Origin of the sequence: Riemerella anatipestifer, from assembly GCF_035666175.1 — a bacterium.
In the GTDB taxonomy this organism is placed as follows: Bacteria; Bacteroidota; Bacteroidia; order Flavobacteriales; family Weeksellaceae; genus Riemerella; species Riemerella anatipestifer_D.
In genome coordinates this window covers 26890-39071 of record NZ_CP142016.1, presented here as the reverse complement: position 1 = coordinate 39071, position 12182 = coordinate 26890, and the positions used below count along the sequence as shown (strand labels likewise).

Sequence of the window (12182 nt, the reverse complement as noted above, 5' to 3'; positions counted from 1 at the left end):
CTATAAACATAATTTATCATAAAATACTTCACGTAATATTTATTATTTTTGTAAAAGAATTATAATAATTGTGATATGAGAAGGAGTAATGCTATTTTTACAGTACTTTTAGGAGTTATGTTAGTAAGCTGTACTGAACAAGTGGACAAAGGAAAAGCAGAGTATGTATTTGACACCTCTGGAATGTCTGATTTAATGAGAAGTTCTAATCAATACTTCAAACCAGTATCAATAACTGATAAAGGTGATTTCAGTGAGGATATGATTAATCTTGGTCAGAAGTTATATTTTGATAAAAGACTTTCTAAAAACGAAACTATTAGTTGTAACTCATGTCATAACTTAAGTACTTTTGGTGTAGATAACCTGCCAACTTCTCCTGGGGATACTAAGGTATTTGGAGGACGAAACTCTCCTACCGTGATTTATGCTTCGCTACACAGTCAGCAGTTTTGGGACGGAAGAGCTAAAGATGTAGAGGAACAAGCAGGAATGCCTATCTTAAATCCGATAGAGCACAATATCCCATCTGAGAAATTCTTAGAAGACAGGTTAAGACAAATCCCTGAATATCAAGCTTTATTTAAAAAAGCATTTCCTAATGAAGCTCAGCCTGTTACTTATAAAAATTTAACTAAAGCGATTGGTAGTTTTGAGAGACAATTGTTGCCTGAAAGTAGATTTGATAAATATCTAAACGGAAACGAAAATGCATTAACACAAAAGGAAAAAGATGGTCTAAAAGCCTTTATAGATAATGCTTGTATAGCTTGTCATAACGGTCCTGCCGTAGGAGGTGGCTCTTTACAAAAGTTTGGGGTTTATGCAGATTATTGGAATTATACTAAGAGTAAGAAAGTAGATTTGGGAAGACAAGATGTAACTAAAGATGAGAAAGATAAATATTTATTTAAAGTACCAAGTCTTAGAAATGTTGAAAAAACTTATCCTTACTTCCACGATGGTTCTGTAGCTTCATTAGAAGAAGCCGTAAGAATTATGAGTAAAATACAAAACAATAAGGATATTAGTGATAAAGATGTTGAAAATATAGTTGCTTTCTTGAAGTCGTTAACGGCAGATATAGACAACAAGTATAAAACAGTAGCTAATAAATAAAGTATTTTGTAGTATATTTTAACTTAAAAACTCAAGGTTTTCTATATAGCCTTGAGTTTTTTTATGATATCAATCTTAGGTTTTTGGTGTCTCTATATTAAATTATTAACTTTGCAACCTCGTAATTTAGAATAAAATGATGCATTTATCAGAACAAGAAATTATCCGTAGAGAAAAGTTAGAAAAACTTTCTCAAATGGGCATAAATGCCTTTCCGGCAGACGAATATGCTATTACACATACCACACAATCTATAAAAGAAAATTTTCAAGAAGGAAGCAAGGTTAAAATCGCTGGTAGGCTAATGTCTAGAAGAATCCAGGGGAAAGCTTCTTTTGCCGAATTACAAGATAGCGAAGGCAGAATACAAGTGTATTTTAATAGAGATGAAATTTGTCCTGAGGAAGACAAAACCCTTTATAACGAAGTTTATAAGCATCTTTTAGACATTGGAGATATTATAGGCGTAGAGGGAGAATTGTTCAAAACTCAAGTAGGAGAAATGACGGTAATGGTTAAAAATTTCACTCTATTAACCAAAACTCTTCGTCCACTTCCTCAACCAAGAACTGATGAAAATGGTGTGGTACACGATGCTTTTAACGACCCTGAACTTCGTTATAGACAGCGCTACGTGGATCTTACAGTAAACCCACATGTTAAAGAAATTTTTGTAAAAAGAACGAAATTGTTTAACGCAATGCGTGGGTTCTTTAATGACGCTGGATATTTTGAGGTAGAAACGCCTATTTTACAGGCTATTCCAGGTGGAGCTTCAGCAAGACCATTCATTACACATCATAATGCCTTGGATATTCCACTATATATGAGAATTGCTAACGAGCTTTATCTTAAAAGACTTATCGTAGGCGGGTTTGATGGGGTGTATGAGTTCTCCAAAAACTTCCGTAACGAAGGTATGGACCGAACTCACAACCCTGAGTTTACAGCCATGGAGATTTATGTGGCGTACAAGGATTACAACTGGATGATGGATTTTACCGAAAGACTGTTGGAGCATTGTGCTACTGCGGTGAATGGGAAACCTGAATCTCAGTTTGGCGAACATACCATCAATTGGAAAGCCCCTTACCCAAGAATTTCCATGACGGACGCCATTCGGAAATTTACGGGGTTTGATATTACGGGAAAAACCGAAGAGGAACTTAGAACCTTTGCCAAATCCATCGGTATTGAAGTGGATGACACGATGGGGAAAGGCAAGCTCATTGATGAAATTTTCGGAGAGAAGTGCGAAGGTAACTTTATTCAGCCGACCTTCATTACTGACTACCCTATCGAAATGTCGCCGCTTACTAAAAAGCACAGAAGCAAAGAGGGCTTAACCGAAAGATTTGAGTTGATGGTTTGTGGAAAAGAAATTGCGAATGCTTACTCTGAGCTTAACGACCCTATTGACCAAAGAGAACGTTTTGAAGAGCAACTTAAACTTTCAGAAAAGGGTGATGACGAAGCGATGTTTATCGACCAAGATTTCCTAAGAGCTTTAGAATACGGTATGCCGCCTACGGCTGGTTTGGGTATCGGTATGGACAGGTTGGTGATGTTCTTAACGAATAATGCTTCTATTCAGGAGGTTTTATTCTTCCCTCAAATGAGACCAGAAAAGGCTCAGCCTAAAGTAGAGATTGGAGAAAATGAAGAAATTATCCTTGGTATTCTTAATAAAAACAACGGTAAAATGCTGATAGCTGACTTAAAAACTCAATCAGGCTTAAGTGGAAAGAAATGGGATAAGTCTTCTAAACTATTAGTTTCTAATAATTTAATTTCTCTAGTAACTGAAGGTGAGGATAAATATTTCCAAATAGTTTAAAAATAGAACTTTACCAAAGTATAAAATTAAAAGCAGGCTCAAAATTTATAGAGCCTGCTTTATTTTTTGAGTTACAATAATATTCTAAACGACAATGGTTTTGGTAAGTGTATAACCATTAGCAACATCTCCTTTGATGTCATCTAACATATTACCACTTAAACTATCGGAGAAGACATTATCACTCTCGTTTTGTGTATCAGCTACTCCTTTGTAGCCTGTTGTTGCATAAACAGTATCGCAAACACTCTTTGGGAAAGCTATCTGCGAAACTCTAATAGAACTTCCATTTGCATTAAGAATTTCCAAATGTATGTGTGGTGCACGCCCTTTGTACCAACCTGGGAAAATACTTATAAATGATACTTGTCCGTTTTTATCCGTAGTGCTTCTGCCCCTTAAAAAATTATTACTAGTATAATTTGCCTGTTGCATACCTCCACCTCCATACTGTGAGTAATTACCCTCGGCGTCGTAGTGCCAAATATCCACCAAAACACCAGCCATTGGTTGGCAATTATTACTTTGGTCTTGTACCGTTAAATTTATAAGGAGAGCAACACCTGAGCGGTCTCCTACAATATTTTCTCTAACTAATTGAGCAGGCGTCTTAATTGGGAACGGACCTGCTGTTTCACTTGGTGATAAACTACAGTTTCCTGTACTAGAATCAGTACTTGTTGTACTGCCTGATTCTCTATCTTTTGAGCAAGAGGTAATTATTGATGGTATTGCAACTATAGTCCCCAACCCTAATAAACCTTTCTGTAAAAATTTTTTCCTATCCATATATTATTCTTTACTTACAAAGAACAATATTCTTTACTTCAGAAAATAGTAAAATACAGACATTTTATAAAACATTTTGTTCTTTTCTAAACTGAAAAGGAGTAACACCATTATTTTTTTTAAAAACCTTACAAAAATAAGATGGTTCTAAAAATCCTACTTCGTAAGCTATTTCTGAAATAGATAAATCACTATGCTTTAACAATCTTTTAGATTGCAGTAGCCTTCTATTCAATATTATAGTATTTAATGTAGTATTAGAAATAAGCTTTATCATACGACTTAATTGTCGGGTAGAAATATTAACTCTTTTGGCATAGTCTTCTAGAGATAAATCTTTATAGTAATTGGTTTCTACTAAGTCTAGAAATAATTTGTAACTACGAATTTGATTGTTAGTATAAATAAAATCATCGTTCGTATCAGATATAATATTTCTTTTAACTTCATTTAAAAATAAAAATAATAAGGCTTTTATATTTTCTAAACTTAGAGTTTGTTGATTGTATTCTGACAAAAGTAAGTGGGCATAAGTATATAATTCACTATGTTCAGCAATTGAAATAAGTGGTTGGTATCGAATATTATGCAAATACACAATTTCAAATAAAAGATTAGAAGGAATTAAACTGTTATTTATAAAGTCTTTTGTAAATAAAATCCTGTAACCTTTAAGCTCCTGACTAACATTTTTCTCTAAGTGATGTACTTGCTCTTCATTGATAATAAAGAGGTTATTGTTTTTAATATGAAATGTATTAAAATCTACATTATGTATGGCAGAGCCTTCTTTTAGTAAATAAATTTCATAGAATAGATGTTTATGTGGCGTTTTTATAGATTGAGGTGGTAAATAATCTAAATTTTCTAATCTATGGATAAGGAAATCTTTATGCTTTAGCTTTTGTCCTACGAAATCTTCTATACTATAAGCTGTAAACATTTAAAATAAATTATTATAAACCCGTTGTGCATTATGAAATGAAAAAAACAAGAGTTGTTTATTAGACTGAAAATCAGTATATTGTTTTTGCTATAAAACGATATAAATGAACAACTTAGAGCAAATATATGAAAGAATTTTGGAAGTTTTAGGACTTTTTTCAGAAAATCAACTGATTAGTTATCAGAGAAGAACACCTAAAATGAGCGATTTAGAAGTCATAAGTCTTAATATTACTGCTGAATACTTGAGTATTGATAGCGAATTACAGTTATTTAGAAAATTGCCAAACTCTCTGATAAACAAAATTGAAAGAAGTGTTTACAATAAGCGAAAACGAAGACTATCCCTACAAACAGAGCAAATTAGACAGCGTATTTCGATGGAGTTCAATGAGTTTGAAGATATTTTTATCGTTGATAGCATGCCAATGAAAGTTTGTGAAAACGCTCGTTCTACTCGTTCAAAAATTTGTAAAGAGCAATCCTATTCTTCACCAACATATGGTTATTGTGCTTCACAGAAATTATATTTCTATGGCTATAAACTACACGCAGTATGTTCTTTAAATGGTGTGATTAAGAATTTTGATATAAGCCCTGCATCCGTTCACGACATCCACTATTTAAAAGATAGTGGTGAGCAAATGCGAAACTGTACTTTAATTGGAGATAGAGGCTATTTATCAGCAAAAGTTCAAATAGATTTATTTAACTATGCTAATATTAAATTAGATACACCAATGAGAAGTAATCAGAAAGATTATATTCCTCAATTTTCATTGTACAAGAAAAAGCGAAAACGAATTGAGACATTTTTCTCTCAACTTTGCGACCAATTTATGATTAAAAGAAACTATGCTAAAACTTTTGAAGGCTTTAAAACAAGGATAATCAGTAAAATAACCGCCGCAACGGTTATTCAATATATCAATAAATTTATCTTCCAAAGAAAATTAAATCATCTAAAAATCAGTATTATTTAAAATGCACAACGAGTTATTATAAACAATAAACAAAGATACAAGTTTATTAAAATGTAAGAATTTAAATCAACTAAAAAGGATTAGCAAAATGCTAACCCTTTCTTAATTTAGTCTTTAGCTACAGGATAACGCTCTGTAAAACAACCGAAACAATGTTTATCCGAGCCCAAAATAGCTTTAAGATTTTCTAAGCTTAAAAACTCTAGAGTATCCACTCCTAAATAATTTCTCAGTTCTTCTAAACTCATATTGGCAGAGATTAAATCGTCTTTTGTGGGTGTATCTATTCCCAAATAACACGGTGCAATAATAGGCGGAGATACGCTTCTAAAGTGTATTTCTTTAACTCCAGCATCTTTTAAAATCTTCACCAATCGTTTGGAAGTTGTACCTCTTACAATAGAGTCATCTATAATTACTACTCGTTTTCCTTTAATTTCGGAAATAATAGGGTTGAGTTTTAGATTTACTATTCGCTCTCTCATCTCTTGTGTAGGCACGATAAAAGAGCGACCAATGTATCTATTTTTAATTAAAACAGGACGAAACGGAATGCCCGATGCTTTAGAAAACCCAATAGCGGCTGGTACTCCAGAATCAGGAACACCTATAACAATATCAGCCTCTACAGGAGCTTGTTCCCAAATTTTCTCCCCAGATTTTTCTCTAATTTCGTGTACATTTATCTGCTCCATCTCAGAGTCTGGTCGTGCAAAATAGATGTACTCGAAAGAGCAAATGTTTCTTTCACAGTCATTTTTAACCATATAAGATTTCAGCCCCTCTTCGTTTTCACCTGTATAGATGATTTCTCCAGGTTTAATATCTCTTACATAAGTAGCTCCCACAGCGTCTAAAGCACAACTTTCAGAAGCGACTACATAGGTATTACTTTCCTTCATCTCTCCTAATACCAACGGACGAATGCCGTTAAAATCTCTAAAGGCAAAGAATTTATTTCGGGTCATTCCCACCACGGAGTAAGCACCTTTTATCTTCTCCATAGTTACCTTTATCGCTCCACGAAGCCCTAAATCTAAGTTTTTTTGTATAAGTCTTAGGATAACTTCAGAATCGGAAGTTGCTCTAAAAACCACGCCCTCTGCTTCTAGCTCTTGCTTTAGTTCCATAGCGTTGGTTAGGTTGCCATTATGAGCTATGGATAGGATAATTTGGTCGTACTCATTTTTAGCAAAAAACGGCTGATAGTTGTATTTTTTCTTATCTCCAGCTGTGGTATATCTGGTATGCCCTATTACGGCATTCCCCATAAAATCTTCGGGGTCTTTAATTTCTTTATAGACATCTAGAACAAGCCCTTCATCTTTAATATTGATGATTTTTCCGCTGTTACTCACAGAAATACCACAAGCCTCTTGACCTCTGTGCTGAAGAGCAAAAAGCCCAAATTGAGACAATGAAAAGGTATCCAAATTGTCTTCTGAATACAGTCCAAAAATACCGCACTCTTCTTGTGGAGCGTCTAAAGCCTCTTCTTGTTTTGTTCTCAACAGATTTCTCCCATACGGACGACGTTGAAACTGCTTTAGATAAGTTTCCTTATGTTCAGTTAAGTTTTTCATTAGTTAATATATCCTAAATATGGGTTAGTTATGCTAACACTTTTTTTAGTCTTTCGTAAATTTCCTCGTATGCCTCTGTAACACCACCTAAATCCCTTCTAAAACGGTCTTTATCCAGTTTTTTCATTGTATCTTTATCCCAAAGGCGGCAAGTGTCAGGAGAAATTTCATCAGCTAAAATGATTTGTCCGTCTGATGTTTTACCAAGTTCTATTTTGAAATCTACCAAGATGATATTCATTCTATCAAATAACTCAATTAGAATTTGGTTGATTTTATCCGTTAAGGAATACATCTCGTCTAGTTCTTCTCTCGTAGCAGCTCCTAGAAATATGGCGTGATAATCGTTGATTAGTGGGTCTCCCAACTCATCTTTTTTATAGCAAATATCAAAAATAGTAATAGGAGATTTGATGCCTTCTTCCATACCTAAACGCTGTGCCATACTTCCCGCAGAGTAGTTTCTCACTACCATTTCTAATGGAATAATGTCCACTTTTTTTACTAACTGCTCTCTGTCGTCTAGCTGTTTAATAAAATGGGTAGGAATCCCTTTCTCGTTAAGGTATTGAAAAATAAGCGTTGTAATGGCGTTATTCATTTGCCCTTTCTTATCTACTTGTCCTTTTTTTTGAGCATTAAATGCCGTAGCATCATCTTTAAAACGAACAATCACCTCGTCTGCTTTATCCGTAGCGAATACCTGTTTCGCCTTACCTTCGTAAAGCATAGCTCCTTTTTGACTCATTTTTATACTTTTTATTTATTATTTTTCTAAAACATTCACTCATTTTTAATCTCTGAAATAAGAAACCCCGTTCTTAAATATATTATGATAGTTTGCCGTTGGAATATTCTTCATCAATCCTTCTGCATAGCGTTCAGGGTGTCCCATTCTACCGAATATCTTACCGCAAGGGCTGGTAATACCCTCAATTGCAAATAGAGAATTGTTAGGATTGTATGGCATACCGTGAGCAATAGCTCCGTCTAAATCTACGTATTGTGTCGCAATTTGTCCATTCTTGTATAATTGAGTAATCACTTCTTCTGATGCCATAAATCGTCCCTCTCCGTGGGAAATAGGAATGGTATAAATCTCCCCTTTCATACCTTTAAGCCAAGGGCTATCCTCATTAACCACCTTCACATTAACCATTTGAGAAATATGTCTGCCGATACTGTTATGAGCCAAAGTAGGGGAATTTTGGTCTAAATCTCTAATCTCACCATAAGGTAATAGACCCGATTTTACCAATGCTTGGAAGCCATTACAGATACCGATAATCATACCATCTCTTTCCAAAAGTCGGTGTACAGCCTCACGCATTATATTATTCTTAAGCACATTCACGATGAATTTGGCAGAGCCATCTGGTTCGTCTCCGGCGGAAAAACCACCCGAAAAAGCCAAAATTTGGGATTGGTCTATCTCCTTAGCCCACGCTTTGATACTCTCTTGCAAAGCATTGTGGTTAAGATTAACCAGTGGCTTCATAGAAACCTCTGCTCCTTCTTTTCGGAAGGCATTAAGTGTTTCATATTCGCAATTAGTACCTGGGAAAACAGGCGTGAATACCTTTGGTTTGGTAATATGATGTTTTTTAATGATAATCGTTCTAGATTCAATAGAATTGAGTTCGGTGTCTAATTCTAGTTCTATTTTTTGTTTTTCCTTTGTTGGGAAAAGCGGTTCAAAAGTTTGACAATAGACTTTCTTCAAATCATCTATATCAAAACTATCATTGTTGATTACTAATTTTTTATCGTTGCTAACCTCGCCTATCTTTTGTAGTAACTGGTGAGATAAAGGCTCTGTACTTTCAATAAGTAATCCTCCGATATTTTTTTCTAATAAAGCGGTATCATTAGCATTAACTATCGCTCCTAACCCATTTCCAAAAGTCATTTTGGCTAACCCTACAGCGATACCACCTTCTTTTATGGTTTTTACAGAAACGATTTTTTTATCTTTAATTTGATTGAAAATATAGGTATATATTTCCTTTAAATCGTTATAGTTAGGAAGTCCTTTAGCTTCTTCTATTTCTTGAGAATAATGATAGAAATGATAAATTAAATTTCCTGCTTTTTTAAATTCAGGCGAAATGATATTAGATTTCTGACCATCTGCACACGCAAACGAAATAAGTGTAGGCGGTACATTGATGTCTTGATAAGTACCAGACATAGAGTCTTTCCCTCCAATAGCGGCTAATTCAAAATTCATTTGAGCATGATAAGCTCCTAGCAACGAGGCTAATGGTTTTCCCCATTTATCTGGATTTTGCCCAAGTTTTTCAAAATATTCTTGGAAACTTAATCGAATCTTGCGGAAATCTCCACCCATCGCTACAATTTTAGCCACACTCTCCACTACGGCATTAGCCGCTCCTACCATTGAGTTTTGTTCCGAAATGGCAGCATCAACCCCCCAACTGGCTAAAGAAACGGTTTCTATATCCTTGGCTTCCATAATTGGTAAAGTCTGAACACTTCCTTCCATTGGTGTTAGTTGATGTTTTCCACCTAGAGGCATTGCTACCGTAGTTGCTCCTACACTAGAGTCAAACATTTCTAATAACCCCTTTTGAGAGGCTACATTTTTATCAGCTAATAATTTTTTAAAGTTAGTTTCGTTAAATTCTAACCTTTCTGCCTGTACTTCTTGAAGATGATTAACTAATGCTTTTTGTGTTTTAGAACAGCCATTGGTATCTAAAAACGCTCGGCTCAAATCCACAATCTTCTCGCCTCTCCAAAACATTTGCATTCTGCCAGAATCTGTAACTTTAGCAACTTCTACTGCCAAAATATTCTCCTCCTTACAAAAGTTGATGAATTTATCTTTATCATTGGCATCTATTACCACTGCCATTCTCTCTTGAGATTCAGATATAGCTAATTCTGTTCCGTTAAGTCCTTCATATTTTAATGGAAGAACATCAAGATTAACCTCCAAACTTTCAGCTATTTCGCCTATTGCTACCGAAACTCCTCCAGCACCAAAATCATTTGATTTTTTAATCAATTTTGTAACCTCTGGATTTCTGAAAAGCCTTTGTATTTTTCTTTCCTCCACAGCATTACCCTTTTGTACCTCGGTAGATAGTGTATGGATAGAAGTTTCGTCTTGCTCTTTAGAACTGCCTGTAGCACCTCCAACGCCGTCTCTACCCGTAGCACCTCCTAAAATAATGACTAAATTCCCTACCTTAGGTTGCTCTCTTTTTACCCAATCTACGGGTACAGCTCCTACTACAAAACCAACTTCCATTCTCTTAGCACGATAGCCCTCGTGATAAATTTCGGAAACCTGAGTCGTCGCTAAACCAATCTGATTTCCGTAGGACGAATAACCATTAGCGGCTTGTTTGGTAATTGTTCTTTGAGGCAGTTTCCCTTTGAGCGTATTTTCCACAGGCTCCAACACATCTGCTGCTCCCGAAAGACGCATCGCCTGATATACAAACGAACGCCCAGATAATGGGTCTCTAATAGCACCACCTAAGCAAGTAGATGCTCCCCCAAAAGGCTCTATTTCCGTAGGGTGATTATGAGTTTCATTTTTAAATAAAAGATACCAAGGCTCTTTTTTACCCTCAAATTCAGCATCTATTTTGATAGTACAAGCATTGATTTCGTCTGAAACCACAAGATTGTCTAGTTTGCCTGTTTTATGGAAATATTTAGCACAAACGGTAGCCAAATCCATTAACGAAATAGGTTTAGCCTCTCGCCCTAAAAAAGCTCTTTTCTCCAAATAATCTTTAAAAATATGTTCTAAAGTTGCCTTAAATTGTCCTTCAAAACGAATGTCTTTAAGTTCTGTTTCAAAGGTGGTGTGTCGGCAATGGTCACTCCAATAAGTATCCAAAACTTTAAGCTCTGTTTCTGTTGGATTTCTCTGTTCTGACTTAAAATAATCTTGTATATAAGCTAAATCATCTAACCCGAAAGCGAAATTTTGTTCTGTATAGAATTCCTTTAATTGTGATTCGTTTAAAGTTATAAAATCGTGATAGATTACCACTTCTTTCGGAGTTTCCTCTTTTGGAATTTGTAATTTAGAAAGGTCTTTCTCCTGAGATTCTACTCTATTGATGAGTAAATCTTTTACTCTTTGTAGTTCTTCTTTGTTGATACCTTCTATTTCTACTAGCTTTCCGCTTCTTACTTTGGCTTGAGTATTTTCTGTTAGCAATACAATACATTGTTGTGCAGAATCTGCTCTTTGGTCATACTGCCCTGGCAGAAATTCCATAGCAAAAGATGAACTCTTAGCAGGGTTTTCATAGTGCAAAACATCGGTTACAGGGTCTGCAAAGACATTATATACTACTTTATCAAAATCAGTGTCATTAAGTCCAAAAACATCGTAGATATTATAAACCTTTACCTGTTTGATGTGAGGTAATATATTCTTTATTTCATCGAAAATTTTAGGACTTTCTACATCAAAAATCCCTCTTTTTTCTACGTAAATTCTTTTACTCATTATTAGATTTTTTAGATTTTATTTTTCAAAAATTAGAGCGTTCCAAAAATACTCAATTTTTGATTTTATTCAGAATATAAAACTGACTATTTTACGACTTCTGTAAAAAAATATCACAAAAAAAGCCGCTACTGGACACCCCAATAACAGCCTTTTATGTTAATAACGAATTTAAGTCATTTTTAGTCTAAATCTTCGTCATCATATTTTTCTAATTCAGCATCACACCACTTGAAAGCAGCTTCTACAGCTTTAGTAGCTTCATCTGCAATGCTCTCTTCATCATCTCCTTCTAAATCATCTAGCCACTCTACTTCTTCCTCCTCTACATTAAGAATGAATCTAGGGTACTCAGTGTGAACTACGAATAAGTCTTCTGGAAACTCTGTGTTGTCCGCTAATAAAAATTTAGGTAATTTCATTGGTTT

9 protein-coding genes are annotated in these 12182 nt (G+C 34.8%); 3 read left to right on the top strand and 6 right to left on the bottom strand.

Annotated features, from left to right (window positions below):
• Window positions 1-75 precede the first annotated feature (75 nt).
• Both VIX88_RS00180 and lysS read left to right on the top strand, forming a co-directional pair.
• Entirely contained in the window at window positions 76-1119 is a 1044-nt protein-coding gene (locus tag VIX88_RS00180) for a cytochrome-c peroxidase (RefSeq protein WP_064969555.1), read from the top strand.
• Between the two features lie 139 nt (window positions 1120-1258).
• Window positions 1259-2956 carry a lysine--tRNA ligase gene (gene lysS, locus VIX88_RS00175; RefSeq protein ID WP_004918966.1) on the top strand — a complete coding sequence of 566 codons (1698 nt, stop codon included), beginning with the start codon at window positions 1259-1261 and terminating at the stop codon, window positions 2954-2956.
• Between the two features lie 84 nt (window positions 2957-3040).
• Here lysS and VIX88_RS00170 read toward each other — a convergent pair whose 3' ends face one another.
• Entirely contained in the window at window positions 3041-3745 is a 705-nt protein-coding gene (locus tag VIX88_RS00170) for an intradiol ring-cleavage dioxygenase (protein ID WP_064969554.1), read from the bottom strand.
• 64 nt (window positions 3746-3809) lie between these two features.
• Complete coding sequence (locus tag VIX88_RS00165; protein ID WP_049334384.1) at window positions 3810-4688, bottom strand: helix-turn-helix transcriptional regulator; 879 nt, start codon at window positions 4686-4688, stop codon at window positions 3810-3812.
• A 106-nt stretch (window positions 4689-4794) separates the two neighbouring features.
• On the opposite strand from VIX88_RS00165, the gene VIX88_RS00160 reads away from it, so the two are divergent.
• Window positions 4795-5673 (top strand): IS982-like element ISRa1 family transposase, encoded by an 879-nt coding sequence (locus tag VIX88_RS00160; RefSeq protein WP_127919813.1) that lies wholly within the window; start codon window positions 4795-4797, stop codon window positions 5671-5673.
• A gap of 107 nt (window positions 5674-5780) precedes the next feature.
• Here VIX88_RS00160 and purF read toward each other — a convergent pair whose 3' ends face one another.
• The 4 genes from purF to VIX88_RS00140 all read right to left on the bottom strand — a co-directional run bounded on the left by purF (window position 5781) and on the right by VIX88_RS00140 (window position 12176).
• Window positions 5781-7256 (bottom strand): amidophosphoribosyltransferase, encoded by a 1476-nt coding sequence (gene purF, locus VIX88_RS00155; protein WP_214193937.1) that lies wholly within the window; start codon window positions 7254-7256, stop codon window positions 5781-5783.
• A 28-nt stretch (window positions 7257-7284) separates the two neighbouring features.
• The gene (purC, locus tag VIX88_RS00150) at window positions 7285-8004 is read right to left on the bottom strand and encodes a phosphoribosylaminoimidazolesuccinocarboxamide synthase (RefSeq protein ID WP_052911047.1); all 720 of its coding nucleotides are present in this window, start codon (window positions 8002-8004) and stop codon (window positions 7285-7287) included.
• A 45-nt stretch (window positions 8005-8049) separates the two neighbouring features.
• Window positions 8050-11754 (bottom strand): phosphoribosylformylglycinamidine synthase, encoded by a 3705-nt coding sequence (locus VIX88_RS00145; protein ID WP_214193936.1) that lies wholly within the window; start codon window positions 11752-11754, stop codon window positions 8050-8052.
• Window positions 11755-11936: 182 nt separating this feature from the next.
• The gene (locus VIX88_RS00140; RefSeq protein ID WP_004918972.1) at window positions 11937-12176 is read right to left on the bottom strand and encodes a hypothetical protein; all 240 of its coding nucleotides are present in this window, start codon (window positions 12174-12176) and stop codon (window positions 11937-11939) included.
• Between the last annotated feature and the right edge of the window lie 6 nt (window positions 12177-12182).